This is a genomic window from Rhodoferax ferrireducens (assembly GCF_031458075.1).
Lineage (GTDB): Bacteria > Pseudomonadota > Gammaproteobacteria > Burkholderiales > Burkholderiaceae_C > Rhodoferax_B > Rhodoferax_B ferrireducens_A.
In genome coordinates this window covers 384,680-411,423 of record NZ_JAVDXT010000004.1, presented here as the reverse complement: position 1 = coordinate 411,423, position 26,744 = coordinate 384,680, and the positions used below count along the sequence as shown (strand labels likewise).

Here is a 26,744-nt window from a genome sequence, read left to right as displayed (position 1 = left end):
AGCGGCCGGTTTTCTTTAAAACACCCCGGCGCTGCCAGTGGGCCTCGAAGGGCCATGGATGCAGTTTTACATTTCTGTAACCTATGGGTGCGAAAATTCGCCCATGACTGAGCGCACCCAAACCCTTGGCGAGGAAATCGCCAACAGCGTGAGCCACGGCGTGGCCTTGCTGGCTGCCATCGTCGGAACCCCGTTCCTGATTCTGTCGGCCCGCGAGCTGTCGGTCGCCAGCCTGGTCGGCGCCGCCGTGTTTGCCTTCACCATGGTGCTGCTGTACCTGACCTCCACGCTGTACCACGCCCTGCCCGCAGGCCGCGGCAAACGCGTCTTCATGAAGCTGGACCACGGCGCCATCTATTTGTTCATCGCCGGCAGCTACACGCCATTCGCACTCGGCGCACTCAAGGGGCCTTGGGGCTGGACGCTGTTTGGCCTGGTCTGGTCGATGGCGGCCATGGGCATTTTGCTCAAGGCCTTTAACCGCCTGTCGCACCCCTGGCTGTCCACCGGCCTGTACCTGGCCATGGGCTGGCTGGTACTGATCGCCGCCGTGCCCCTGGTGCAGCGCGTGCCCTCGGCCGGCGTGGCGCTGCTGGTCGCCGGCGGCCTGGCCTACACCCTGGGCGTGGTGTTCTTCATGCTGGACAACAAGGTGCGCTACGCCCACACGGTGTGGCACGGCTTTGTGACGGCCGGCACGGCCTTCCACTTCTTTGCCGTGCTGGGCTACGCGGCTTAGGCCGCCGCCGGGAACACCGCCTCGCCCAGGTTCAGCATCAGCCGGTTCGCCCAGGCGAAGATGGCGATGGCGTGCACCAGGTCCAGTATCTCCAGGTTCGACAAACCAGCGGCACGCACCGCCTGCAACTGGGCCGCGCCGAACTGCGCCGGCCTGAGCGTCAAGTCGATGGAAGCCTGGACGATGGCGCGCTCGCGGGCGTTGGTGCCGGCGCCCTGCGGCTCGGTAAACACCTGGAAGATCACGTCGTTGCGCTTGGCCAGCTGCTCAAAGCGCTGGGCGTGCACCGAGGCGCAGTAGACACAGCCGTTGATGCGCGACACCACGGCGCTGGCCAGCTCGCGCTCGGCGCGCGACAAGCCGCCCGGCGCGTACATGATGGCGTTGAACACCGTGGAGCGCTCTTCCAGAATGCGTGGTTGGTGCACCAGCACGCGGTAGTAGTCGCTGGTCTTGGCCTTGGGGTGGCTGGCCTCCAGCACCGCCAGCTGCGCCGGCGTGGCCTGCTCCAGATCCACCACCGGCAGCCAGGCTTTCCAGCCCAGGGTTTCGCTGGTGTAGCCGTTGACGCGCAGCACCTCGCCAGGCTTGGGCAGGTTTGCCGGGTGCACGAACGGTGCATCGGCAACAACGGAGGGAGCCGAACCGCCATCGTCCCCAAGAGCCGCCAGCGCCTGCAGTCCAGCGACCACGCGCAGCTGGTAGGCCACGAAGGCCACCAGCTGGGCCAGAGCAATCACTTCGGCCGTAGCCAAGCCGGCAGCCGGCAGCTGCAGCAAGGCCGCCTGGTCGCCGTCCACCGGGCGCTCGGTCAGCGTGCGGGTGAACGCCAGGATGGCTTGCAGGCGCGGGTCGCTGCTGGGCGCTTCGCCATCGATGGCAGCCTGCTGCGCAGCCGTCAGTGCTGGCAAAGCCGCCAGACGTTCGAGGTAATGCGCCAGCAGCACCGCGCTGCCGGCCAGGCGGGCGATGCTGTGTGCGGCCAGCAGGCGTTCGGCGAGAGTGGGGCCGCTGAGGTCCGGGTCGAACAGGCCGTCGTAGCTGCCCTGGGTGGCGGTCACCACCTTGTCGCGCTGGTGGCGCACGGCGTAGGCTGCGCTGGCATTGGACAGGGCGGCAACGCTATCCACCACGTCGGCGGTACTTGTGGTCAAAGTCATCAGTGTCTCCAATCGGGGGGAATTCAATTCTTTAAGCGTTTTCGGCCTCTGGCGCAGATTGCACCTGCACGGCATGCTTCAAAAATCGTAGCACGGCCGGCCAGGATTGCGCATCTGCAACAGCGTTCGGCGCAGGCGCACCACCGCTGGTGCTGCTGCGGCCCGACACCGGATGCGCATACACCAGCTGGGTCGTGGGCACATAGGGGAAGACGATGGAGTGGCCGGCATCTGCAAAGTCCAGATGCTCCACCGCATGCGGATGCTGGTGCTGTTCCAACCGCTCCACCACCATGCGGCTGTAGCGGCTGGACGGCCAGGAGCCGTCGTCACTGGCCGACAGCAGCAGCACCGGGCCGCGGATGTTCTCTACACGGATGCGGGCCCGCTCCACAGCGTCCGGGTCTTGCAGCGCGGTCAGCAAGGCGTTCGCATGGCGGCGCGGCTGCGGGCCTTCGTCCCAGGGCGCCCAGGTCGCGGTGCGGTTGTTCTGCCACAGGTGCGGCAGCGGTTTGCCGCGGTAGATCCAGGCCGGGCCATCCCTGCCGGTGGCCGGGTCGCAGGCGTTCTGCGCGCTGTGCACCACGGCGCCCGGCACGTAGCCGATGACGGCCGACACCGAATCCGGGAACAGCGAGCCCAGCAGCAGCACCAGCTCGCCGCCGCGCGACTGGCCACTGAGGGCCACAAAGCCCTGCGCGGGCCGCAACCGGCGGTGCATCCAGTACAGGGCTTTCTCGAAGTATTCGAGCGGGGTGTTGGAGATGTAGTCCGGCAGACCCGGTGCCTTGAAGTAGCCCAGGGCCAGGGCCGCATAGCCGTGCGAGGCATACAGCGCAGCGCGCGGCTCGTTGATGCCGCCGCCCGAGCCGTTCAGCACCAGCACCGCGGGATGCGGCCCTGGGCCGGGCGGCAGGTACAGCGTGCCGACCAGGCCGTCCTCGCGGATCTCGCGCCGGCCCACGCCCTCGCCCGCCAGGCGCTGGACAAAATGGCCTTGCAGCTGGCTGCCGTCGCTGCGCTGCACGCGGATAGACGTTTCCAACGCAGCACCTGGCTCGGCCGCGAATACCTCGCGCGAGGCACCGGCTGTTTCGGGCGCCTGCGACCAAACCAGGCCCATGGCCGAGACACCGGCATAGCTGCCCGACAAGGGCGCGTCGCGTTCCAGGTCCACCGTGCCATCGGCAGCAGCGCGGAAACGGGCCTCGGCATGCCAGACGATACCGGGGCCACGCAGCGTGCGGCTGGAGACAAGAATCTCCTCGCCCGCTGCCAGGCCTTGCACCGCGATGCGGCGCGGCACGTCGATCAGCGCATCGGCCGACGTGATGGACAGCACAGCCATGGCCTACTGCTTGCTGACCTGGATGGCGGTGGTGCGGTCGCTGAGCAGCGGCACCACTTTCAGGCCCTTCTTGGCGGCCCAGATGTTCTGGTAATGGAACAACGGGATCGCACCCACGTCGTCGGTCACCAGCTTCACCGAATGGCGCAGCATGGCTTCACGGCGCTTGGCGTCGAACTCCACGGTGGCGGCGTCCAGCGCCTTGTCCACCGATTCATTGCTGTAGTGGCCCCAGTTGGAAGCACCGCGGCCCTTCTTAGGGTCGGCGCTGGCAAAAGCATTCAGCAGGCCGTAGCCCGCCTCGCCCGTGCCATTGCCCCAGGCCAGTGCGGTGACCGCGTATTCGTTCTTGTTGGCGCGGCCGGAATACACCGACCAGGGCACGACCTGCAGCTGGGTCTTCACGCCGATGCGGGTCCAGAACTGGGCCACGGCCTGGGCGGTTTCGGGGGCCTGCGGATAGCGGTCGCCGGGCACGTGGATGGTGATCTGGAAACCCTGCGGGAAGCCGGCCTCGGCCAGCAGCTTCTTCGCCTGCTCGGGGTTGTAGGCAATGTCCTTGACCTCGGCGTTGTAGCCGAAGGTACCCTTGGGCATCCACTGGTTGGCCTCGGTCACCGTGCCCTGCAGGATGCGGTCCACGATGGCCTTGCGGTTGATCGCCAGCGACAAGGCCTGGCGCACGCGCAGATCCTGCAGCGGGTTCTTCTCCAGCGGCTTGCCGGCGTTGTCGGTGATGAACTCGTTGGGTCCGGGGCGGAAGCTGGGTTGCAGCAACAGCACACGCAGGCCGGGGTAGGTGTAGACGCTGACCGAGGCGGTCTTCTTCAGCCGCTCCACGTCGGACACGGCCACCTTGTCGATCACGTCCACATCGCCGGCCAGCAGCGCGGCAGTGCGCGCCGAGCCGTTGTTGATGTAGCGGTAGTTGACCTTCTCCCAGCGGGCCTTGGGGCCGTAGTAGCTGCTGCTGCGCTCGAACACCGCGCGGTCGCCCGGCACATAGGAGATGAACTTGTACGGCCCGGTGCCGACCATGGCGCGGCCGGCGTTGTAGTCCTCGGTCTTGGACTTTTCACCGATGTGCTTGCTGACGATGTAGACCGAGGCGATCTCCAGCGGCAGGTTGGGATTCGGCGTATTGGTCTTGATGATGACGGTGCTGGCATCCTTGGCCGTCACCGATTCCACCGTGCGCAAGGCGCCCACATAAGAGGCCACGCTGCCCGGCACATTGCGCGCGCGCTGGAACGAGAACAGGATGTCGTCCGCGCTGAACGGCGTGCCGTCCTGCCACTTGATGTCGGTGCGCAGCTTAAATTCCCAGGTGCGGTCGTCCAGCGACTTCCAGCTGCTGGCCAGCGCTGGCTCGAGCTTGCCGCCGTCGCGCGAGCTGATGATGGAGTCCCAGAAATGCAGGGCCAGCGAACGGTCGCCCGCGTGGTTGTTCAGCTCGGGGTCGGCCGACGAAATCGGGTCGGCAAAACCGATGGACAGGGTCTGGGCCGAGGCGGACACGCCCACGGCCAGCAGGGCGGCGGCGAACAAGGGAGAAAGCTTCAGGGGGTGCATGGCAATCCTTCAGATGAAAAGTAGAGAAAGTTCAGACTGCGTCGTCATCCAGATGACAGGCGCTTTGGTGGTGGATGGCAATGCCACGCAGGCGCGGCACCTCGGTGCGGCAGCGCGGCATGGCCTGCGGACAGCGTGGATGGAAGTGGCAGCCCGGGGGCGGCGCGATCGGACTCGGTATCTCGCCACGCAGCGCGCTGAAGCGGGTGCGGCGCGCATCGATGCGCGGAATCTCGGCCAGCAGTGCGCGGGTGTAAGGGTGGTGGGCGCGGGCAAACAGCTCTTCGACTGGCGCGCTCTCCACCACCCGGCCCAGGTACATCACTACCACCCGGTCGCATACATGCTCGACCACGCCCAGGTCGTGGCTGATGAACAGATAGGTCAGGCCCAGCTGGTCGCGCAGATCCATGAACAGGTTCAGGATCTGCGCCTGTATCGACACATCGAGCGCGGCCACGGCTTCGTCGCAGACCAGCAGGCCGGGCTGTACCGACAGCGCGCGCGCAATGCCGATGCGCTGGCGCTGGCCGCCGCTGAACTGGTGCGGGTAGCGGTGCCGCAAAGCCGGGTCCAAGCCGGCACGCTGCAACTGGGCACAGACATAGTCGTCGTAGCCGGTCGCATCGGTCAGGCCGTGCAGCAGCGCTGCCTCGCCAACGATGCGGGAGATGCGCAGGCGCGGGTTCAGGCTGGCGAACGGGTCCTGGAACACCATCTGGATGCGCAGCCGCGCGGCCAGGCGCTGGGCCGGCGTTTGCTGCGCCAGCGGCGTACCGCCGACCCAGACCTCGCCTTCGGTCGGCGCCAGCAGATCGGCAGCGATGCGGCCCAGCGTGGACTTGCCGCAACCGGATTCGCCAACCAGGCCGACCACCTCGCCGGGCCGCACCGCCAGATCGACGCCGTCCAGCGCATGGGTGACGACCGGCGGCTGGGTCAGGCCCAGCGTGCGCAAAGCACGGCCGACCGGGCCGGGCGGCGGTGCCGCGCCGAAGCGCTTGGCGACACCGCGCAACTCCACCAGCGGGGTCGCTTCCACAGACACGGCACTCATGCAAACTCCTTGGCGGGGGCCACGGCCCCGGGGTGGAAACAGCGCACCTGGTGGCCGGGCTGCTGTGCGCGCGGCTGGGTCAAACCGGGCGGCACGGCACAGGCGCTGGATGCGCGGGTGCAACGCGGCGCAAACGCGCAGCCTGGGGGCATGTCCAGCAGACTCGGCGCCATGCCGGGAATCTGCTTGAGCCGCGCGCCGCGCCGGTTCGCGCTGGGCAGGCTGCCGATCAGGCCCTGGGTATAGGGGTGCTGCGGGTGGTCCAGCACGTCATCGACCGAGCCATGCTCGACGATGCGCCCCGCATACATCACCGCAATCTCGTCGGCCAGGCCGGCCACGACGGACAGGTCGTGGCTGATCCAGACCAGCGAGGTGCCGCGCTCGCGCACCAGCTTCTGCACCTCGGACAGGATTTGCGCCTGGATGGTCACGTCCAGCGCGGTGGTGGGTTCGTCGGCAATGATCAGGTCCGGCCCGTGCAGCATGGCGATGGCAATCGCCACGCGCTGGCGCATGCCGCCCGACAGCTGGTGCGGATAGGCGCGCAGCCTATCCTCCGGGCTGGCAATGCCCATCAGGCCCAAGGTATCGCGCGCATGGTTCCAGGCCTGGGTATGCGAGACCTTGCGGTGGGCGCGCACCGCCTCGACCATTTGCGTGTCCACCCGCAGCACCGGGTTCAGCGTGGCCATCGGGTCCTGGAAGATCATGGCGATGCGGTCGCCCTGCAGCTGGCGCAGCGCCGACGGCTGCATCTGCGTCAGGTCCTGGCCCTTGAACAGCACCTCGCCGCCGACCACCTTGCCCGGCGCATCGACCAGGCCCATGATGGAAAAACCGGTGACCGACTTGCCCGAGCCCGACTCTCCCACCAGGCCCAGCACCTTGCCGCGGCCCAGGGTGAACGACACGCCGTCGACCACCGGCAGCACGCCGGCGCGGGTATTGAACTGGGTGCGCAGGCCGCGCACTTCCAACAGCGGGACTTCGGCGAATGTGGTTGCGGTAGTCGTCATTTTTGCAACCTTGGATTGAGTACATCGCGCAGCTGGTCGCCGACCAGGTTGATGGCGACGATGGTGGCGAGCAGCGCCACGCCGGGGAAGAAACTGATCCAGTATTCGTTCGACAGCAGGTACTGGTAGCCGTTGGAAATCAGCAGGCCCAGCGAGGGCTCGGTAATCGGCACGCCCAGGCCCAGAAAGGACAGCGTGGCCTCCAGCGTGATGGCGCGCGCCACCTGCAGCGCACCGATCACCATCAGCGGTGGCATGCAGTTAGGTAACACATGGCCGATGGCGATACGCCAGGCCGGAATGCCCTGGCCGCGCGCGGCTTCCACGTAGTCGCGCCGGCCCTCCACCAGTGCCTGGCCGCGGGCGGTGCGCGCGTAATACGCCCACTCCAGCAGCACCAGGGTCAGGATCACATTGCCCACGCCCTTGCCCACATAGGCCAGGATCATCAAGGCCATGAGGATGGTGGGGAAGGACAGCAGCAGATCGACCAGGCGCATCAGCAGCGCATCGACCTTGCCGCCCGCATAGGCGGCCAGCAGGCCCACCAGGGTGCCAAGAATGCCGGCGATCAGCGCCGAGCCTATGCCCACCAGCAGGCTGATGCGCAGGCCGTAGACGATGGCCGAGTACAGGTCGCGGCCTTGGCCGTCGGTGCCCAGCCAGTAGGTGAAGCTGCCCAGGCCGTTGGCCGTGCCCGGATGCAGGCGCGCATCCATCACGTCCAGCTGCATCAGGTCATACGGGTTCTGCGGCGTGATCCAGGGCGCGCAGAGCGCGGCCAGCAGCACCAGGGCCAGCACCGCCAAGCCACCCAGGGCGATGCGCGACTGCGCAAAGTCCGTAGCCACGCGCCACCAGATGGAGCGCTCGTCAAAATTACGCGCCGGCTTCATTTGGCACCTTCCAGCCGCGCACGCGGGTCGAGCAGGCGGTAGAGCAGGTCCACCACCAGGTTGATACAGACGAACAGCACCACCACCACCATCAGGTAGGCCACCACCACCGGGCGATCCAGCGAGTTGATGCTGTCCAGGATCAGCTTGCCGGCACCCGGCCAGGCGAAGATGGTTTCGGTGACCACCGCGTAGGCGATGGTCGAGCCCAGCTCCAGGCCCAGCACCGTCACCAGCGGGATCAAGGTATTGCGCAGCACATGGGCCAGCATCACGCGCAGCGGCGACAAGCCCTTGGCGCGCGCGAACTTCACGAAGTCCTGCGGCAGCACCTCGCGCACACCGGCGCGGGTCAGGCGCAGTACCAGCGAGATCTTGAACAGCGCCAGGTTGAAAGCCGGCAGCACCAGATGCTGCAGGCCGTCCAGCGTCAGCCAGGACCAGGCAATGCCCAGGAACATACGCGTCTCGCCACGGCCGCTGGCCGGTAGCCAGCCCAGCTGCACACTGAACAGCATGATCAGCATCAGCGCCACCCAGAAGGCCGGCAGCGAGAACCCGACGATGCTGGTCGCCATCAAGGCCTTGGACAGCGCATGGTCGGGCTTCATGCCGGCGAACAAGCCCATGGGCACGCCCAGCAGCACAGCCAGCAGCAGCGCCGACACCGCCAGCTCCAGCGTGGCTGGCAGGCGCTGCAGGATGAGGCGCACCGCGTCTTCCTGGTAGACAAAGCTCTTGCCCAGGTTGCCGCTGAGCGCGCCTTTGGCGAAAGCAATGTATTGCTGCCACAGCGGCTGGTCCAGGCCCAGGCGGGCGATGGCGGCCAGGCGCTCCTGCTGGTTCAGGTCGTCGCCGATCAGGATGTCCACCGGGTTGCCGATGGCGTGCAGGCCGACGAAGACGATCAGGGTCATCACCAGCACCACCAGCCCGGCCTGGCCGATGCGACGCAACAGCCAGCCGGTCATATGCACACCCTCAGGCTTGCCACTGCGTGTGCTGCACCCACCCCCTCAAGGAGGCCCGCGCCTTGGGACGGCTCGGCGGCGCTCATGTCCGCTCCTCGTAAGCAGGAAACTCGGCGGGCATCCACTCGTCGCCCACCAGCTCGGGCTCCGCGTAGTTTTCCATCGCGGTGAAATGCAGGGCCACGTCGTCACTGAACAGCTTGCCCGCCAGGCCCTGGGCCAGGCGCTTGGCGCCGTCGCTGATCTGCGGAATATCGCCGGACACCGCGCCATGCGTCAGCGCGGACGGGTAGCAGAAGCAGTGCACGCGCTCCAGACCCGGGCAGGCGCCGGGTTTTTTTTCCTGGAACTCGAACAGCGGCCCCAGGTCGGGCGATTCGGCCAGCTCGCCATCGGCCAGGCCGGCGGCGGGCTGGTAGCGGTCTTGCCACAGGCGCACTTGCGGTGCAAAGGCGGCAAACTCGGGGCGCAGGCTCCAGTCGGCGCGGAAGCCGGTGCAGAAGATCACAAAGTCGGCGGCAATAGGCCCCTTGGCGGTTTCCAGGCGCAGTGCGCCATCGGGCCGCAGCGCAGCCGACTGCACCGCTGCGCCCAGGTGGAAGTGGGCATTCGCGTGGCGCGACACGCGCAGCGTGCTGCCCTGCGGCGGCGGCACCTGCTGCACATTGATGTAGTGGCGGATGCGCCATTTCCAGTCATCCGGCAAGACTTGGAAACCGTGGGCCATGCCGGGGCTGCCGGCGCCCTTGCCCTTGTTGATGCGCGGCAGCTCGGCGCGGCGGACCAGCAGGTCAACCCGGGCGGCACCGGCTTCCAGCGCGGTGGCCGCGCTGTCCATGGCCGAGGCACCGCCGCCGACCACAGCGACGCGCTTGCCAGCCAGGGTCGCGGCATCCCAGTTCTCGGCCGAATGGCCCCAGGCGGCGCGCGGCAGCGCTTGCGCCCAGTCGGGCACCCAGGGGCCACCCAGCCCATCGCGGCCGGTGGCCAGCACCGCATGGCGGGTCAGCACCTGGTAAGTCGCGCCGCCGCGTGCGCCGTCTGCCAAATCCAGCTGCACCAGGCCATCGGCCCGCGGACGCACGGCCAGCACCTGCTGCTGGTTGCGCACGTCGAGGGCCAGCACCTGGCGGTACCAGCGCAGGTATTCGGCCCACTGCAGGCGCGGAATTTTGTCCAGCGCGTCCCAAGCGGCCAGGCCAAACTGGGCTTCGAACCAGGCGCGAAAGGTCAGCGCCGGTAGGCCCAAGGCCGGGCCGGTCAGCTCCTTAGGTGAGCGCAGGGTTTCCATGCGCGCCGTGGTAGCCCACGGGCCTTCAAAGCCCGCAGGTGCGCGGTCGAAGATGCGCGCCTGCACGCCCAGGTGGCTGAGCGACGCCGCCAGCGCCAGGCCGGCCATGCCACCGCCGACGATGGCCACGTCCAGCACCGGCGCGCCGTCGCGGCTGCGCGGCGGCACCCAGCGGCGCGCGGGCAAGCCCAGCCACTGCAGGTCCTGCCGCAGGCGGGCTTCCAGCGCGGGCAGACCGGTGGCTGCGGCCAGGTCGGGAGAGCGGGAATTCATCGGGACACCTTTCGGGAAACTTTTTGCACTCCGGCCTCGTCGCCGTAAATCGCTTGCAGCAGGGCCGCGTGGTTGGCGGCGTCGTGCTGCACAAAGCCGGGCAGCACGGAAGCGACGACCAGCAGTGCGTCGATCACGGCCTGCACCGCGGCGGTCAGCGGCCGGGACTGGGGCGTGATCACGCCGAAGAAAAACGGAATATCTACATCGATGGGCCGCACCACCACGCCTTCCAGCGGCGCGCCGTGGGCCGTCAGCGGCTCCAGCACGGCCACGCCCAAGCCGGCGCGCACCAGGGCCTGGGCGTTCACCGAGGAATTGGTTTCTATCAGCGCCGCCCTTTGCTCGGGCGGACGGCCGGCACGCGCCAGCACCGCGTCCAGCCGGTGCCGCAGGCGGAATGGATTGCTCATGGTGATGATGCGGCGCTGGGCCAGGGCCGCCAACGGCACGGTGGCATGGGCGGCCAGGGGGTCGTCCTGCGCCAGCACGGCCACGCAGGGCAGCTGGGCGATCCAGTGCACGTCCAGGCCACGGTGCTCCAGCGGCAGGCTGCTGGCGCCGAGCTGCACCGCGCCGGTCAGCACCGCATGCACCACCTGCTCGGGCGAGGCGGTGCGCAGTTGGATAGGTGCGGCGCCGGTCTGCGTTTCAACGCGCTTCAGCGCCTGCGGCAGCAGGCCGACCGACAAGGCCGAGGTAGCGGCCAGCAGCAGCGGCTGGGCATCGCCGCGGGCAATTTCGGCGGCGCGCTGGTGGATCTGGCGCAGGCCGCCCAGGGCGCGCTCCACGTCTTCATACAGCAGAAAACCTTGCTCGCTGGGCGTAACCCGCGGGCCGTTGCGCGAAAACAGTGCATAGCCGATCTCGGCCTCGAGTTCTTGCACCAAGCGCGTCACCGCCGGCTGGGAACGCGCCAACAGCTGGGCCGCAGCGGTGATGCTGCCAGTGGACATGACCGCGGCAAAGGCCTCAAGTTGTCGGAATTCCATCGCTCGTATTATCCAAATAATGAATCATGACGCATTTAGCATGCCATTTACAAATAATAAATCCGCATGTGCATATGCAGAAATCGGCCAAGTGCCCAGGCAGAAGCACCGCCGTACTCCGCAGAAATTTAAGGAAATAATGGCTCTAGCGCATATTCTTCCTGCGCAAGCAGCTACTTATTTAATAGCAAATCACGCACAAGCCGCAGTCAACGCGGTGTTTACACTGCGGCCACAACCCCGCTGACCCGCTCGTGAACCACCTCATCCTTTCTTCCCTGCTGCCCGTGGTGCTGCTGATCAGCCTGGGCTGGCCGGCCACCGCCAGTGGATTGGCGCGGCCTCGGTCAAAGACCTGTCGAACCTGGTGTTCCTGCTGCTGTCGCCCGCCCTGCTGTTCCGGGCCATGAGCCAGGTGCACGTGGAACAGCTGAACCTGAAGCCGGTGGCCGCGTACTTTCTGGCCGCCGGCCTGATCTTTGCGGGCACGCTGCTGGTCCGTGGCTTTAACCGCACGGCCGCGGTGCTGGGCATGGCCAATACCTACAGCAACCTGGTGATGATTGGCATCCCGCTGGTGGGCCTGGCCTACGGGCCCGAAGGCATGGTGACGCTGCTGACCCTGGTATCCCTGCATGCGCTGGTGATGCTGACCACGGCCACGGTGGCCGTGGAGCTGGCCGTGGCGCGCGAGGATGCGCAGAGCGGCGGTCCGCAGCACCACATGGCCCTGCTGGTCTGGCAGGCGGTGCGCAACGCGGTGGTCCACCCGGTGCCGATTCCCATCCTGGCGGGCCTGCTGTTCGCGCAAACCGGCTGGACCATCCCGGCGGTGGTCGACACCCCGCTGATGCTGCTGGGCCAGGCGTTTGGCCCGCTGGCCCTGGTGATGGTGGGCGTGACCCTGGCGCAGAACCGCATCGGCCCGCATCTACACGGCGCCATGGGCCTAGCCCTGGTGAAGAACCTGCTGCACCCGCTGCTGGTGGTCGCCATAGGCTGGCTGCTGGGCCTGGGCGGCCTGCCGCTGACCGTGATGGTGGTGGCCGCCTCCTTGCCCATGGGCGCGAACGTATTCCTGTTCGCCCAGCGCTACCAGGTGAAACAGGAGCTGATCACCGCCAGCGTGGCGGTGTCCACCCTGCTGGCCCTGATCACGGTGTCGGCCGTGATGGGCTTTGTAGCCTGGCTCTACGGCTAAGCCAGCAAACTCAGTAACCGGCGCTGCGGTCCACGGTGTTCAGCACCGGCTGGCCGCTGCGCACGCGCTGCAGGTTGTCGAGGATCTGGCCGACGATGACCGCGGGCTGCGCACCCGAAGCCATGTGCGGCGTGACCACCACGCGCGGGTGCGCCCACAGCGGGCTGGCAGCCGGCAAGGGCTCCTGGGCAAATACATCGAGCACAGCACCGCGCAGATGGCCCTGGTCCAGCGCCTGCAGCAGGTCGTCGACCACCAGATGCTCGCCCCGGCCGCAATGCACCAGGGCCGCACCAGGCTTCACATTGTCGAATAGCGGGCGATTCAATATGCCGCGGGTCGCATCGGTCAACGGCAGCAGACACACCAACACATCGGGCGCGCGCAGAAAGTCATTCAACGCCTCTGGCCCTGCATAGGTGGTCACGCCGTCGATGGCGTGGGCCGAGCGCGACCAGCCGCTGACGGCAAAACCCTGAGCCCGCAGCACGCGGGCCAGGTGGCTGCCCAGCGCGCCCAGGCCCATCAGGCCTACATGGGTTTGCGGGGCGGCCTTTTGCACTGGCATCTTCCACAGGCGCTGCGCCTGCTGCTGGACTGCCTGGTCCAGCGCACGGTGGTAGTACAGCACGGCCCACAGCACGTATTCGGCCATGCCGGCGGCCAGGCCGGGATCGACGATGCGGCAGACCGGCACCTCGGGGCGCGGCTGGGCCGGGCCGAGCACATGGTCGACACCGGCGGCGATGGACGAGGCCAGGCGCAGGTTCGGCAGGGTCTGCATCAGCCCGGCCGGCGGATACCAGCCGGCCACGGCCTCTACATCGGCAGGGTCGGGCATGTCGGGCCACAGCCGTACCTGCAAACCAGGCAGGCGGCGCGCGACCTCGTCGCGGAAGAGCGGGTACAGGTCGCTCAGGTCATCGGTGGCACTACAGAGCAGCAGAGTGGGCATGGAGCTAAGAGATCAATCGCGGTAAGAGGGGTCGATGCGGTCCAGGCGGCGCAGCCAGGCCTGCCAGAGTATCTGGCGTTCGTGCTCCACGCTTTGCAGTTGCTCGCAGGCATGCTGGCTCAGGTGCGTGGGGATCGCTGTGACCGGGCCGGCAGTAGCGGCCATCTGGCTGGCCGCCATCTGGATCTCGCAGGCGCGGTTCAGGTAGAACATGATGCAGAACGCATCGGCCACGCTGGCCCCCACCGACAGCAGACCGTGGTGGCGCAGCAGCAAGGCGATGTTCGCACCCAGCGACTGCTGGATGCGCTCGCGCTCGCCCAGGTCAAAAGCCACGCCCTCGTAGGCGTGCACGCCTACGCGTTGGTAGAACTCGGTGCTGATCTGGTTCAGCTGCAGCAGCCCGCCCTCGCAGGCCGCCACCGCCATGCCCGCCAGGGTATGGGTGTGCAGCACGCAGTGGGCGTCGTCGCGCGCCATGTGCACGGCACTGTGGATGGTGAAGCCAGCCACGTTGTAATCCGCGCTGCCCGACACCACCCGGCCGCGCATGTCCACCACCAGCAGGTCGCTGGCCCGGACTTCCTCGAACAGCAGGCCGAAGGGGTTGATCAGGAAGCGGTCGTCTTCCGGTGCCGCACCGGCAGCACGCGGCAAGCGCACCGAGAAGTGGGTGTACAGCGTGTCGTCCCAGCCGAACAGCGCGGCCAGACGGTAGGCGGCCGCCAGGTCGCGGCGCAGGGTGGCTTCGTCAGAAGTGCTTGTCATATCAGGATTCCAATCCCATGAATCTGCGTACGCGCTGTGTTGTGCTATCGGGCGCGTCGGGTTGTTGTATCTGCTGCGGCGCGGCGTCCAGCTGGATCAGGCCGTTTTCCATGAACAGCACGCGGTCGGAGATGGCCAGCGCGAAGTCCATCTCATGGGTCACGATCACCATGGTCATGCCCTCTTGCGCCAGGTCCTGGATTACCTTCAACACTTCGCCGACCAGCTCCGGGTCGAGGGCCGAGGTGGGCTCGTCGAACAGCATCACGTCGGGCGCCATGGCCAGCGCGCGGGCAATCGCCACGCGCTGCTGCTGGCCGCCGGACAGCTGGTGCGGGTATTTGTGCTGGTGTGCCAGCAGGCCGACCTTGTCGAGCAGCTGCTGGGCCCGGGTCTGGCGCAGCTTGCCATCGGCCGGCTGGCCGTGGTAGCGCGGCGCCAGCAGCACGTTGTCCATCACGCTCAGGTGCGGGAACAGGTTGAAGCTCTGGAAAGCCATGCCGATGCGGCGGATACCGTTGCGCACCCGGCTGCTGTCCAGCGACTCGTGGGCGTGGATATAGCTTTCGCCAAACAGAATGACTTCGCCCTGGTCGATCTTCTCCAGCGCATTGATGGTGCGGATCAGCGAAGTCTTGCCCGAGCCCGAAGGGCCGATGATGGAGATCACCTCGCCCGCGCCGACCTTCAGGTTCACGCCTTTGAGCACCTGGTGGGCGCCATAGGCTTTGTGGATATTGCGCAGCTCCAGCGCGGCGGGCTGGCCGGGCGCAGCAATCACCGGCTGCAAGGCCGCCGGGCCGCCCAGGCTGTTGCGCAGCGCGGTGCAGGCGGCATCGTCCAAGGTGGTCGGACGACGCAGTTGCAGGTCCAGGCGCTTTTCCAGCCAGCCCAGCAGCGTGCTGAATATGGTGACCAGCATCACGTAGTACACCGCCACACCCAGCAAGGTTTCCATCACCAGGAAATTCTGCGAATACAGGCGCAGCCCGGTCATCAGCAGCTCGGGCAGGGAGATCACCGACACCAGCGAGGTCAGCTTGATGATGGTGACGAATTCGTTGATCAACGTGGGCAGTGCGATGCGAAAAGCCTGCGGTACCACGATCAGACGCATCGCGCCCAAGCGGCCAAAGGCCAGCGCCCGGCCCGCCTCGCGCTGGCCACGCGCCACCGACAGCAGGCCGCCACGGTGGATCTCGGCCATATAGGCGGCCTCGGTCAGCACCATGGCGAGCAGACCGGCAAAGAAGGGCTCGCCGATCACGCTGCGGCTCGCCGGAAAGATCTGCGGCAGGTTGAACACAAACACCACCAGCACCAGCAGCGGCACGCTGCGGAACAGCCAGATATAAGCCCCCGCCAGCGCGCTGATCCAGCCGGTGCTGGAGATGCGCGCGCAGGCCAGGAAGAAGCCCAGCACCAGGCCGAGCCCCCAGGCCAGCGAGCCCAGCTGCACCACGGTCACGCAGGCCCGCCAGAAAACCCCCATGGAAAACAAGGACCAGAAATACGACCAATCTAAATCCATGCGGATGCTCCAGGAGGCAAACTATCGAAGGGGCGCAGCAGCGCTACCCCCCTTTTTGCTGACTTACTTAATAACGGCTCCCCAGCGGCAGATAGGCAGAACGCCCCTTCCAGAGATACCGTGGAACCGGCTTTGCCGGGCCACTGGTATCGCCCCCTGCAAGGGGGTTGCCGAAAGATGCGCAGCACTGCAGCCTGGGGGTGTTTCTTACTTCCCTACGGGCTCAAGCTCGTACTTGGCGATCAGGGCCGCGTACTCGCCGTTCGCTTGCGCTGTTGCCAGGGCCTTCTCCATCGCCTGGTACAGCGCGGTATTGCCCTTCTTCACGTAAATGCCCAGGGTTTGCGGATACACCAGGGCTGGCGAGCTGACCACGATGCGGCCCTTGCTGCGTTCGGCCAGCATCTTGGCGGCACCGGCAATTTCCAATTGGGCCTGGATGTTCTTGGACAGCAAGGCCTGGGAGGCTTCGGGTGCCGTAGGGAACTCGCTCACCGCCACGGCAGGCTTGCCGTTCGGCACGCAGTAATCGGTAGACAGCTTTGCCAGGGCCTTGACCCAGCTGGTGCCCGCTTGCAGACCGACCTTCATGCCGCACAGATCCTGCTCGGTCTTGGGCGCGACGCCACCCTCCTTGGCCACCATGATGGAGGCTCCGGTACGCGCATAGGCAATGGCATCGGCCTGGGCAGTGCGCTCAGGGGTGATGTACATGCCGGAGATCACGGTATCAAACTGGCCGCTACCGAGGCCCAGGATCAGGCTGGGGAACTTGGTGTCCACAAAAGCCGGTTTGGCTTTGATCACACGGCCCAGCATCTCGGCGACATCGGGATCGAAGCCCACCACCTTGTCGCCCCGCCAGGATTCGAACGGTGGGTAGGTGATCTCCATGCCGACCTTGATCTGGCCGGGCACCATGGTTTGGGCGAATGCAGCCACCGGCAGCAAAGCCGCCAGTGCGACAGCCAGCAGGCTGCGGTTGAGGGATGCGGTGCGGATGGTTTTCATCATGGTGCTTAACTCCTGGGGTGGGTGGACAAACAAGGGAAACGGAAACGGGGTTCAGGCCGTGGCCTGGGACTTCAGGTGGCCGAAGCTGTTCGGCTTCAAGGCGCCGTCGGGCAAGGCGATTTCGCCGGCCTCCACCTTGCGCTTGAGGTAGGTATAGGTCTGCTGGGCTTGCGAATACATGTGGTCGCCGATCGACAGCTCGCTGTAGCTGGTGGTCGCAGCTTCACGGGCAAACTGCGGCAGCGGCCGGATGCGCGTGTGGTAGTCGCAGGCAAAGAACAGCGGAAAGGAATAGCGCTCGTGCTGCACCTTGCGCACCCGGTGCGAGGTGGCGGGGAAAGCGCCGGCGGTCATCACCTCCAGCATGTCGCCGATGTTGATAACGAAGGCTTCTTCACCGGCTTCGGAATACGGCGGCGCGTCGACCCAGACACCCTGGTCGTTCATCACTTCCAGGCCCGGCTGGTCGGCCAGCAGCAGGGTAAAGCACTCGTAGTCGGTATGCGCGCCGATGCCGGGTGCATCCACCGCCTCGGTGTCCACCGGGTAGTGGATCAGCCGCAGCTTGGAAGGTGGGCAGGTCACCAGCGCCTCGAACGCGTCTTCCGGCTGGCCCAGCGACAAAGCAAAGCCGCGGAACAGCTGGCGACCGAGGGCGAACACCGCGGCGTAATAGCTGGCCACCGCGGCCTGGAAGCCCGGCAGATCCGGCCATTTGTTGTTGCCGATCAGCGGCGTGCCAGCCAGCACCAGCGGGTGGTCGGCCGGCGCTTCAAAGCCGATGTCGAAGGCTTCCTTGTGGTCGGGCCGGCCTTTGGAATACACCTCTTCGCCTTCGGGTACATAGCCTTTGTGGCCCCAGGATTCGCCGATGTAGTAGCGCATCTTCCATTCCATCTGCTGGGCGAAGAGAGTGCGGCTGGCCTCGCGCAGGCCGGCGATCAGCTTGGCATCAATGCCGTGGCCGACGATGTAGAAAAAGCCAACATCGCGCGCCGCCTGGCCCAAGGCGTCGGCCACCGTCTGGCGCTGGGCCAGGCTGTCGCTGTAGAGGCCGCTGATGTTGATCACGGGCAAGGCCGTGAAGTTACGTGGTCCGGGTTGCATGCTCAGAGTCCTGCCGTGGGTTGGGAAATGTTGTGTTGCGACCAGCGCTGGAAATGCCGCCGTTCTTCCAGCGCCATCCAGCGATTCACCTGCCACAGGTCAGCCACCGGGCTGCGGGTGTAGGGCAGTAAATGCATATAGCCGTCGGGGCCGAACTCGGGGGTCAGCGTGGTGGTGGTGTAGCCCTTGCGCAGCTGCAGCGCCCACACCGTCTCCCAGACACGCTGGTGAAACGCCAGCTCGGCGGCGTACTCGGGCGCGGCCGGGTCGGGCACCTGCGGCCCCTGGGCATAGGCCACGCGGGCCTGGACGTGGTGGACCCGCTCCAGGAAGGGCGTCAGGTCGTCCAACGGGTCGTCCAGCAGGCGCTCACACACCACCACCCAGTGGCTGATGTCGGCGGTGTACTGCAGCTGCGGCAGCTGGCGAACGATGTCCAGCGTGACCCAGGGGCTGTACAGCGAACTGGCGCGGTGGGTCTCGAAGGTGCAGGCCACGCCGGCGGCATCGGCCAGGACCTGGGCCTGGCCCAGAAAATCCACCTGCAACGCCAATGGCCAGCGGTCGTTGCCGGCCAGCAGGTTGACGAAACGCGGATTCAATTCGGCGGCGGCATCGAAGGCCCGCGCCAGATGCTGCAAATGCACTTCAGGACCGTCCTGCTGGCGCGGAATCACGTCAGCGCCGCTGAACACAGTGGCGATGTAGTCCAGGGCTTCGGCCTGCAAGCTGTCACGCAGCAGGCGCCGCTCCGGTGCATCCATGGGCAGGCGGGCTTCCAGGCCCACGCAGCCGGCTTCGCGCAGCTGGGCCACGGTGGCAGCCATATCGCCTTGGGCGCCCCAAGTAGAGCGGAATATCTTGAGTTCCATGGACCAAAAACCGGTTAGCGGTATGCCACACCCGGCAGCACACACAGCATTTCGTAAAGCAAGTTCGCTGCCAGCTGCGAGGTATTGCCGCTGAGGTCGTATGGCGGCGACACCTCGACCAGATCGCAGCCGACGATGTTCAGGCCGCGGCATCCGCGCACGATCTCCAGCGCCTGGATGGCGGTGAGGCCGCCGACCTCGGGGGTGCCGGTGCCGGGTGCCCAGGCGGGGTCGATGCCGTCGATGTCAAACGTCAAATACACCGGCTTGTCGCCGATCTGGGCCCGCACCTCGGCCATCAGCGGCGCCAGCGACTGGTACCAGCATTGCTCGGCCTGCACCAGGCGAAAGCCCTGGTCCACACCCCACTGGAAGTCGCCGCTCGCATAGCCTTGGGCCCGCTGGCCGATCTGCACCACGCGGCTGCAGTCCAGCAGGCCCTCTTCCACCGCGCGGCGGAAAGTGGTGCCGTGGGCGATCTTTTCGCCGAACATGTCTTCGTTGGTGTCGGTGTGGGCGTCCACATGCACCAAGGCCACCGGGCCGTGCTTGCGCGCGATGGCCCGCAGAATCGGCAGGGTGATGGTGTGGTCGCCGCCCAGGGTCATGGGCACCACCGGGTACTGCATCAGCCGGGTGTAGCTGTCTTCGATGATGCGCACCGACTCCAGCAGGTTGTAGGTATTGATGGCTACGTCGCCAATATCGGCCACGGCCAGCGAATCGAACGGGGCAGCGCCGGTGGCCATGTTGTAGGGCCGGATCATCACGGATTCGGCGCGGATCTGCCGCGGCCCAAAGCGGGTTCCGGCGCGGAGCGAGGTGCCGATATCCAGCGGCACGCCGATGAAGGCCGCGTCCAGGCCCTCGGCGGTTTCCATGGCGGGCAACCGCATCATGGTGGAGCGGCCGGCAAACCGCGGCATCTCGTTGCCGCTTTGGGGTTGGTACAGAACTTTGGACACCATGCATCAGCCTTTTCATCTGGCAGCACGCCTACGTGCTGCGATGGGCTGATCTTTAGCCAGTCTGGGTTATGGAAAAATAGCAGTAAACAAATAATCAGTTTTTGAAATTCATAACCAAACACAGGGTTTTCCCATGGCACAGGGCGCTGATCTCAAGCTGTTGCGTATTTTTGCGGCCGTAGCCCGCCACCAGGGCTTTGCCCGCGCCCAGCAGGAGCTGAACCTGACCACCTCGGCCATCAGCACCTATATGGCCCAGCTGGAGAGCGATGTGGGCTTCTCGCTGTGCCGGCGCGGCCGCGGCGGCTTTGCGCTGACGGCCAAGGGCGAACTGCTGCTGTCGGAAACCTTGCGCGTGCTGGGCGAGCTGGACGGCTTTGAGCGCTACACCCAGTCGCTCAAGGGCGAGCTCGGCGGCACGCTAAAGATGGGCGTGCTCGACACCACGGTGACCGATGCCTCGCTGCCGCTGGCCCAGGCGATCGGGGTGTTTTCCAGCAAGTACCCGGCCATGCACCTGAGCCTGCTGATCCGCAGCCCCTACGAGCTGCAAAAGGGCCTGCTCGACAACGAGCTCGATATCGCCGTGGGCTTCTTCCCCGCCAAGGCCAATGGCCTGGTCTACCACCCGCTGTACCGCGAGCAGCAATGGCTGTACTGCAGCGACCGGCACCCCTGCTTTACCCAGAAGCACCTGCTGCCGGCCGTGGTGTCCGAGCTGAATGTGGTGAGCCGCAGCTACTGGAGCCAGACCGAGCTCAGCCGGCACGGCTTCAAGCGCAGCGTGGCCACGGTGGAGAGCATGGAAGCCCAGCTGATCCTGATCCTGTCGGGCGGCTACATCGGCTACCTGCCCGAGCACTACGCCCAGTCCTGGGTCGAGCAGGGCCGGCTGAAGGTGCTGTTGCCCGCCGAGTTTGGCTACCAGTCGCAGTTTTCCCTGGTGCTGCGCCGCGGACGCAGCCGCGAACTGCCGCTGCAGGCCATGCGCGAACTGCTGCAGCCCGCCAAGCGGGCCAGCAAGCGCTAGGACAGCAAGCATGTATAAGAAATTGGTGCCCAGCGCATATTTATCCTGCGCAACCAGCTACAAATTCAATAGCAAATTGATTTCACTGGAAATCAGCCCGGATGGCCTATCGAACGATGGTCACCGCATTCGGCGCAAGCTTGCGCAGCAATGCGGGCTCGGTCACCGACAGCAGGTCTTCGGGTTTGGATCTGGGCGGTACATGGCCTTCACGGACGGCCCAGCGCGCCTGGCTGTCCATGGTGTTGCTCAACGACTGGTCCATGCGTATCCTGAAATCATGCTCGCGCAAATGGGCTTCGGCCACCGCCTGGCTCAGGCCCAGGCGTGCCATCAGCACCTGCTGTGCCTTCACGGGCTGCTCCGCAATCCAGCGTTCGGCACGCAGCAAGGCCTGCAGCAGCTTGAGCAGATCGGCTTGCTGTGCGTCCAGCATGGCACGGGTGGTGAGCAGGCCAAAGTGCTGGGTATAAACGCGCGGGGCCGGTAGCAGCACGCCATCGGCGCCCAAGGCCACCAAGGCGTTGGTGGCTACCGGTTCCCAGATGGCGGCAGCGTCAATGTCGCCTTGCTGCAGCGCCCGGACCATCTTGTCGGGCGTCAAGGGAACAATGGTTTGGTTGCGTGCGCTCAGGTTATGGAACAGCAACCAGCTGTCGAGAAAGTACTCAGCCGAACTGCCCACCACCGTGCCGATGCGCTTGCCCGCCAGGCTGGCGGGCGCCGATACGCCGGCACTGCGGCGCGCCACCACCTTGATCTGGTTTGCCGAGGAACTGATGGACGCAATAAAAGCCAGGTCCGGCCGGGTGAAGCTGTTGATGGTGGCCACCAGTTCGGCCGCCGTGGCCAGCTGCACACTGCCATCCGCCATCAGCCGGTAGCAGTCACGGCCGCTGCTGCAGCTGCGGGTGGTTACCGCCACGCCTTCGCTGTCAAAGTAGCCGTTGGCCTGCGCGACATAGAAAACCAGTGACACCGGCCCTTCCGCCAGCGCCACGCTCAAGCCGGCCGCGGCGGCAGACCCGCTCCCCGTAGCCAACAGCACGCATACGCTCCAGAAAACAACCAGCCTGCGCCAAATACCCATTGCCGATGTCCTCCTGTAAAAGCTCTCTCGCATCTTAAAGTTGCCGGCAGAAGGAAGCGCTTGGCGTGTGGGTTTATGCCCCCCTTTTGAGGGAGGAAACATCTACGGTCACCGCATACAGGCCGCGCACGCTGCCGTCCGGGTGCGGATCCGGCACATACGAGGTGTGCGTGGAGCGCGTGACGCCTTGCATCAGCATCTCGCTGTCGAACTCCACGCGCTCGCCGCCGAAGGCCCGCTCTAGATAGGGCAGGCGTTGCTCGTACAGCGCGGCGCCGCCCACGTCACGCAGATGCATGCCGACCAAGCCCACCGGATCGGCGCCCAGCCAAAGACGGTAGGTATCGTTGGCAAACTGGATACGGTGCCCGGCATCTATGTACGAAATAAGCACCGGAACATTGTTGGTGATGGCGCGCAAGAGCTGCTCGCTGCGCGCCTGCTCCACCTCCGCACGCCGCACCCGTGTCACGTCAAATGTCATGACATAGAAACCACGCACCGACCCATCTTCGGCCCTGTCCGGCACCATGTGCGCCTGGAAGTACGCGCCCTGGCCCTTGTGCTGGATATGCCCGTCGAAGTGGGCTACCTCGCCATTCAGCACCTGCCGCACGTGCGGTTCATGGATGGCATATGCCTCTTCGCCAAGGCCGGAGCGCAAGGTGTAGCTTTCGGTATCTTCCGCCTTGATACCGTAGATCCGGAGCACGGTGCTGTTGGCATACAGGCAGCGTTCATCCCGGTCGAAATAGCCCACCATTGCGGGGATATGGTCAGTGATATCCCGCAAGCGGCGTTCACTGGCGAGTAGCTGGGTTTCGGCCCGCTTGCGTTCGGTAATGTCACGCAAAAAGGCGTTGGCACCGTAGCGCTCACCGTCACGGACTGCGGCCACCGACAGCTCAATCGGGATCAGCTGGCCCTGCTTGTTCTGCCCCTGGATTTCAATGCGCCGGTTGACGATAGGGCCTTCGCCCGTCAAGGCGAACTTGTCCATTCCGTGGGTATGGGCAGCGCGCGCGTCCGGTGGGATCAAGAAATCCATCAACGGCTTGCCCAACACCTCGTCGCGCTGCCAGCCAAAGGTAATCTCGGCCTGGCGGTTCCATTCATGCACCCGGCTGTCGGCATCGATACCGATGAAGGCGTCCGGGGCGTGCGTCAGGATGCTGCGTATGCGCTGCTCGCTTTGCGCCTGCGCCAGCTCCGCACGCTTGCGCTCGCTGATGTCAAAAGTCATCTCGTAGTAGCCATTGGCCTGGCCTTCTGCGTCGGTGTCCGGGATGTAGACCGAGTGGTAGTAAACGTCGCCTTGGTCGCTCTTGACCGTTCGCTCAAATGCGCGGTACTCGCCCTCCAGCGCCGCCGCGACATGGGGCGCCATATCCGTACCAGGCCCGCCATTGGCGTCCACCACTTTGCGGCCAAACAAGGTGTCGGCGTCCTGCCCCATGGCTTGCTGCAAGCCCGCGTTGGTGAAGGTGTAGCGCCCTTCCCCATCCACATGGGCTATGCGTGCGGGCAGATTGTCGGCTACTGCCTTCAACTGCTTTTGCGTGCGGTGCATCTTCTCTATGCTTTTGGCCTGCGCCAAGGTCATTTCATTGAACCGGCGCGACAGCTGGCCGAACTCGTCGTTGCGGTCGTAGGCGGTGCGGACGTTCAGGTCGCCACGCGCCACGGCGGCCGTGGCATCGTCCAGCTGGCTGAGCGGGCCGAGTACGCGCCGGCGTACCAGCAAAGATACCGCCACGAGAATGGCGAACATCGCCAGCGGGGATGCAATGGCCAGCGCCTGGAAGCGCAACTCGGCCTGGCGCCGGTTGCGGGCGGCCTCCTGGTACCACTGGTACGCGAGGTCGCTCATCGCCTGGGTGCTGGTCAGCAGCTGGTCAATCAGCAGCTCCTTGCGGCGCTGGGTGAAACTATCGGGTTCCTGGGGCAGCTGCTGCAGGCTGGAGAACAGCTCTGGCAGCGCCTGCACCACCGAGCGAAACTCCAGCAAAGTCGGGCCGATGCCGGCCTTCGTATATTCCTCCTGCAGCAAATCCACGATCTCGCCGTGGCGCTGCCGCCATTGCTGCGCCGACCGGTCTTCGGTATGGCGCACATATTCCTGCGTCAACACCAGCAGACCCGACACCTCGTGCGAGGCCGTCTGCGCACGCGACTGGCGTTCGTCGGCAGCATTCTCGTCCTGGGCGGCACCGACGGTAAACACGGCGACAACGAGGCCCACCAACAAGGTCACAGAAATCGCGGCAATCAGCTGGGTTCTCACGCGCATAGCAACTAGGGGTGGATGCCTACCGCCGACGGATTGACCGCCTTGAGAGGCGCCATATGCATTAATCCAAGGAAATTGGGCGTCGCAGCCCCGGTTACGTGGCCCTCGCGGCGGGCCCATCGGGCCTCACCCTCCATGGTGCTGATGAGGGACTGGTCCAGCCCCAGCCGGTAGGTAGCACCCGCCCACACCCAATCGACGAAGCCCTGGTCCAACTTTAACGCGTTGCGCAACACCCATTTGGCCTCCACCGGCGACTCCCGGATAAAGCGCTCGGCGCGCTCTACGGCGCGTAACAACCGCACCAGGTCGCCGTCGCGCTGTTTGACCACGTTGCGGTGCGCCACCAAGTTGAAAGTCAGAATGTAGGCCCGGTTGGGAGGAAGAACGACGGCATTGCGGCCCAGCGCCTTGATGGCGGAATAGGCATACGGCTCCCATAAGGCCACCGCATCAATTTGGCCATTCTGCAGGGCCGTGGACATCTCCTCTGGCTGCATGTTCACCACGGTCAGGTTTTGCGGATTCAGGCCGATGGTCAGCAGGTACAGTTCCAGAAAATACTGGCTGGAGGTACGGGCCACAGCCCCCACACGCTTGCCTGCCAAATCCATAGGCTTGGCGATACGCGAGCGCGTATGGGCCAACAGCTTGACATCCTGGCTCGTTGTGACCATGGTGGCGATCACCGCAAAGTCGGTTCTCTCGAAGCTGTTAAAGACGATGGGCAACTCACTCGATGTGGAGACATCGGCTTGCCCCTCGAGCACCAGCTGCAGGCAACGGTGGCCGCCGCTGCACTCGGTCAACGTCACATCCAGCCCTTCGTCCGCGAAGAATCCTTTCTGGCTGGCGATATAGATCGGCAGCGACAAAGGCGTCTTGGCGACAGCAATATTCAAGGCCCCGGCATGCGCGGTGGCCCCCGCAGCCATCCAGGCAAGCACACCCATACGGCAAAGGCCACCGCATAAACGAAGGCCGGCCTTCTTCCAACGGTTGCGTCGAAAACAATTCGATAGCTGCATGGCGTCGCCCCAGAATTTTGGAATGGGATGGTGTGTCGTGACTTATTCTTGCACGCCATGCGGCGAAGTCGCGCGCAAATTCTGCATTGCCGGAGTAGGTACCCAAAAGGAGTGGACGAGCACGACCGGCGCAGCGGTCAATCGCTCAATGCAGACGCCGTCAAACGTCGTCGGGCGTAAGACTTACACGTACACGTCTACAGACCCACCCAGGCCCGGTGTACGTGCCGGGCTTGCATCGCTGGCCTTCACTTGCTTGGCAGCTTGTTCCGCGAGCTGTTTGCTCATCTGTTCTTGCTGGCTTTGCCGCTGTATGGCGGCAATTTGCTGCTGCACCATCTGGATCTGGGCCTGGATCAGTTTCACCCTTTCCTCTTTGGCTTTGGGCTCCATGTCCAGCGACGCCACGTTCTTCAGTTGGTCTGTGAGCTGACGCAACTGCTTTTGCAGCGCAGCGATGTCGCCTCCAGCCTTGGAACCCAGCCCACCCGTCGAAGTTGTTGAGGAAATCTGCATACAACCGTTATCGGCAAAAACGGCAAATTCTGAAGTGCTGCTTCGGAAATTGAACCCCAGCGTGAAAGTTTGTTTGCAGCTACAATAAACATTCCATCTAGATGGTTTCTTTATGACATTAGCCCACCAACGACAAAAACAGCCCGAACTGGTCCGCAGCCAATTGCTGGCCGTCATGCGGGAACTGCTGGTGCTTGAAGGCCCACAAGCGCTGACCCTGGACGCAGTTTCCAAGCGTGCGGGCGTCACCAAAGGCGGGCTCCAGCACCACTTTCGCAGCAAGCAGGCATTGCTGAATGCGCTGAGCGACCAGCTGTTCGAAGAATTTGAAGAACGCTACGAGCAAGCGCTCCGCATCGAGGAAGAAACGCCAGGCCGGCATGCCCGGGCCTACGTACGCACCTGCTTTGACAGCGGTGGTGATTGCAAGCAGGTGGAAACACAACGGGCCATCGCCCTGCTCGCGTTGAGCTTGCCCGAGTGCCGCGAGCGCTGGAACACCATGATGCGGCTTGCCCTGAACCAGGACGGATCGGCCCCAGAGGTCGCCAATCTTCTGCTGGTCTGCCGTTTGGCTGCCGACGGCTTCTGGTTCGCCCAGATGCTGGATGCCTACGACCTGGACGAGCCACGCAAGGCCAGCATTCTTCTTGTACTTTTGCGTTTATGTGACGAGGCGGTGAAATGAACCTGACTACAAGCTATCTGCTTCTGGGCATTGCGATCCTGGCAGAAGTATCTGGAACCACGGCCCTCAAGGCGTCCGATGGATTTACACGCCTGGTACCCAGCCTGGTAACGGTGGTGGCCTATGCCGCATCCTTTTATGTGCTGTCGCTGACACTCAAGACCCTGCCTATCGGTATTGCCTACGCCATCTGGTCGGGTGCGGGCATCGTGCTGATCTCGAGCGTGAGCTGGATCTACTACGGCCAGCGGTTGGATCTTCCCGCCATGCTGGGACTGGGCCTGATCGTCGCTGGCGTACTGGTGGTGAATCTGTTCTCCAAGAGCATGACGCACTGACAGCGCCTAACCGCAGGCCGCAGTTCAGCT

24 protein-coding genes and 1 pseudogene are annotated in these 26,744 nt (G+C 65.3%); 5 read left to right on the top strand and 20 right to left on the bottom strand.

All coding sequences use genetic code 11. The features are described 5' to 3' along the window. Positions 1 to 103 precede the first annotated feature (103 nt). The gene (trhA, locus tag J2X19_RS20425; RefSeq protein ID WP_116607438.1) at positions 104 to 739 is read left to right on the top strand and encodes a PAQR family membrane homeostasis protein TrhA; all 636 of its coding nucleotides are present in this window, start codon (positions 104 to 106) and stop codon (positions 737 to 739) included. On the opposite strand, the gene J2X19_RS20420 is transcribed toward trhA, so the two are convergent. The 9 genes from J2X19_RS20420 to J2X19_RS20380 form a co-directional block, all read right to left on the bottom strand. After that, complete coding sequence (locus tag J2X19_RS20420; RefSeq protein ID WP_310376013.1) at positions 736 to 1,899, bottom strand: CMD domain-containing protein; 1,164 nt, start codon at positions 1,897 to 1,899, stop codon at positions 736 to 738. The two genes, trhA and J2X19_RS20420, sit on opposite strands and share 4 nt — an antisense overlap. 31 nt (positions 1,900 to 1,930) lie before the next feature. After that, entirely contained in the window at positions 1,931 to 3,247 is a 1,317-nt protein-coding gene (locus tag J2X19_RS20415; protein WP_310376011.1) for an acyl-CoA thioesterase/bile acid-CoA:amino acid N-acyltransferase family protein, read from the bottom strand. A gap of 3 nt (positions 3,248 to 3,250) precedes the next feature. Then, positions 3,251 to 4,819, bottom strand: a complete 1,569-nt coding sequence (locus tag J2X19_RS20410; RefSeq protein WP_116607012.1) for an ABC transporter substrate-binding protein — start codon at positions 4,817 to 4,819, stop codon at positions 3,251 to 3,253. Between the two features lie 31 nt (positions 4,820 to 4,850). After that, a complete protein-coding gene (locus J2X19_RS20405) occupies positions 4,851 to 5,876 on the bottom strand; it encodes an ABC transporter ATP-binding protein (protein WP_310376007.1) in 1,026 nt (341 codons plus the stop codon). Beyond that, positions 5,873 to 6,895 carry an ABC transporter ATP-binding protein gene (locus tag J2X19_RS20400; protein ID WP_310376006.1) on the bottom strand — a complete coding sequence of 341 codons (1,023 nt, stop codon included), beginning with the start codon at positions 6,893 to 6,895 and terminating at the stop codon, positions 5,873 to 5,875. Before J2X19_RS20400 ends, J2X19_RS20405 begins: the two co-directional genes overlap by 4 nt. Next, positions 6,892 to 7,791 carry an ABC transporter permease gene (locus J2X19_RS20395; RefSeq protein WP_092759252.1) on the bottom strand — a complete coding sequence of 300 codons (900 nt, stop codon included), beginning with the start codon at positions 7,789 to 7,791 and terminating at the stop codon, positions 6,892 to 6,894. The genes J2X19_RS20400 and J2X19_RS20395 overlap by 4 nt, the downstream gene beginning before the upstream one ends. Continuing rightward, entirely contained in the window at positions 7,788 to 8,762 is a 975-nt protein-coding gene (locus J2X19_RS20390; RefSeq protein ID WP_310375998.1) for an ABC transporter permease, read from the bottom strand. Before J2X19_RS20390 ends, J2X19_RS20395 begins: the two co-directional genes overlap by 4 nt. A gap of 82 nt (positions 8,763 to 8,844) precedes the next feature. Further along, on the bottom strand, positions 8,845 to 10,326 hold the full coding sequence (locus tag J2X19_RS20385; RefSeq protein WP_310375997.1) for an NAD(P)/FAD-dependent oxidoreductase: 1,482 nt from the start codon (positions 10,324 to 10,326) through the stop codon (positions 8,845 to 8,847). After that, a complete protein-coding gene (locus J2X19_RS20380) occupies positions 10,323 to 11,318 on the bottom strand; it encodes a LysR family transcriptional regulator (RefSeq protein WP_310375996.1) in 996 nt (331 codons plus the stop codon). Before J2X19_RS20380 ends, J2X19_RS20385 begins: the two co-directional genes overlap by 4 nt. Before the next feature lie 254 nt (positions 11,319 to 11,572). Here J2X19_RS20380 and J2X19_RS20375 point away from each other — a divergent pair. Continuing rightward, positions 11,573 to 12,519: pseudogene (locus J2X19_RS20375) on the top strand (AEC family transporter). Positions 12,520 to 12,529: 10 nt separating this feature from the next. On the opposite strand, the gene J2X19_RS20370 reads toward J2X19_RS20375, so the two are convergent. The 7 genes from J2X19_RS20370 to speB all read right to left on the bottom strand — a co-directional run bounded on the left by J2X19_RS20370 (position 12,530) and on the right by speB (position 19,734). Next, a complete protein-coding gene (locus J2X19_RS20370; protein ID WP_310375995.1) occupies positions 12,530 to 13,474 on the bottom strand; it encodes a 2-hydroxyacid dehydrogenase in 945 nt (314 codons plus the stop codon). Positions 13,475 to 13,486: 12 nt separating this feature from the next. Continuing rightward, positions 13,487 to 14,242 (bottom strand): class II aldolase/adducin family protein, encoded by a 756-nt coding sequence (locus J2X19_RS20365; protein WP_310375994.1) that lies wholly within the window; start codon positions 14,240 to 14,242, stop codon positions 13,487 to 13,489. A gap of 1 nt (position 14,243) precedes the next feature. Next, the gene (locus J2X19_RS20360; protein ID WP_310375993.1) at positions 14,244 to 15,773 is read right to left on the bottom strand and encodes an amino acid ABC transporter permease/ATP-binding protein; all 1,530 of its coding nucleotides are present in this window, start codon (positions 15,771 to 15,773) and stop codon (positions 14,244 to 14,246) included. 207 nt (positions 15,774 to 15,980) lie between these two features. Then, positions 15,981 to 16,787: a transporter substrate-binding domain-containing protein gene (locus J2X19_RS20355; protein ID WP_310375992.1), complete on the bottom strand. Its 807-nt coding sequence runs from the start codon at positions 16,785 to 16,787 to the stop codon at positions 15,981 to 15,983. 51 nt (positions 16,788 to 16,838) lie between these two features. Beyond that, positions 16,839 to 17,894, bottom strand: a complete 1,056-nt coding sequence (locus tag J2X19_RS20350) for an isopenicillin N synthase family dioxygenase (protein ID WP_310375991.1) — start codon at positions 17,892 to 17,894, stop codon at positions 16,839 to 16,841. A gap of 2 nt (positions 17,895 to 17,896) precedes the next feature. Beyond that, positions 17,897 to 18,766 (bottom strand): sugar phosphate isomerase/epimerase family protein, encoded by an 870-nt coding sequence (locus tag J2X19_RS20345; RefSeq protein ID WP_310375990.1) that lies wholly within the window; start codon positions 18,764 to 18,766, stop codon positions 17,897 to 17,899. Between the two features lie 14 nt (positions 18,767 to 18,780). Next, the gene (gene speB / locus J2X19_RS20340) at positions 18,781 to 19,734 is read right to left on the bottom strand and encodes an agmatinase (RefSeq protein ID WP_310375988.1); all 954 of its coding nucleotides are present in this window, start codon (positions 19,732 to 19,734) and stop codon (positions 18,781 to 18,783) included. A 133-nt stretch (positions 19,735 to 19,867) separates the two neighbouring features. Between speB and J2X19_RS20335 the strand changes: the two genes are divergently transcribed. Further along, positions 19,868 to 20,764, top strand: a complete 897-nt coding sequence (locus J2X19_RS20335; RefSeq protein WP_310375986.1) for a LysR family transcriptional regulator — start codon at positions 19,868 to 19,870, stop codon at positions 20,762 to 20,764. A gap of 106 nt (positions 20,765 to 20,870) precedes the next feature. Here the strand turns inward: J2X19_RS20335 and J2X19_RS20330 are convergent, their stop codons facing one another. The 4 genes from J2X19_RS20330 to J2X19_RS20315 all read right to left on the bottom strand — a co-directional run bounded on the left by J2X19_RS20330 (position 20,871) and on the right by J2X19_RS20315 (position 25,688). Continuing rightward, on the bottom strand, positions 20,871 to 21,812 hold the full coding sequence (locus tag J2X19_RS20330; RefSeq protein ID WP_310375984.1) for an ABC transporter substrate-binding protein: 942 nt from the start codon (positions 21,810 to 21,812) through the stop codon (positions 20,871 to 20,873). A gap of 115 nt (positions 21,813 to 21,927) precedes the next feature. Next, positions 21,928 to 24,144, bottom strand: coding sequence for a PAS domain-containing protein (locus J2X19_RS20325; RefSeq protein ID WP_310375983.1), 2,217 nt, complete (start codon positions 24,142 to 24,144; stop codon positions 21,928 to 21,930). Between the two features lie 5 nt (positions 24,145 to 24,149). Continuing rightward, complete coding sequence (locus J2X19_RS20320) at positions 24,150 to 25,097, bottom strand: ABC transporter substrate-binding protein (protein WP_310375981.1); 948 nt, start codon at positions 25,095 to 25,097, stop codon at positions 24,150 to 24,152. A 258-nt stretch (positions 25,098 to 25,355) separates the two neighbouring features. Then, entirely contained in the window at positions 25,356 to 25,688 is a 333-nt protein-coding gene (locus J2X19_RS20315; protein ID WP_310375979.1) for a FlxA-like family protein, read from the bottom strand. Positions 25,689 to 25,800: 112 nt separating this feature from the next. Between J2X19_RS20315 and J2X19_RS20310 the strand changes: the two genes are divergently transcribed. Next, complete coding sequence (locus tag J2X19_RS20310) at positions 25,801 to 26,376, top strand: TetR/AcrR family transcriptional regulator (protein WP_116607029.1); 576 nt, start codon at positions 25,801 to 25,803, stop codon at positions 26,374 to 26,376. Further along, on the top strand, positions 26,373 to 26,714 hold the full coding sequence (locus J2X19_RS20305) for an SMR family transporter (protein WP_310375977.1): 342 nt from the start codon (positions 26,373 to 26,375) through the stop codon (positions 26,712 to 26,714). Before J2X19_RS20310 ends, J2X19_RS20305 begins: the two co-directional genes overlap by 4 nt. The last annotated feature ends 30 nt before the right edge of the window (positions 26,715 to 26,744 follow it).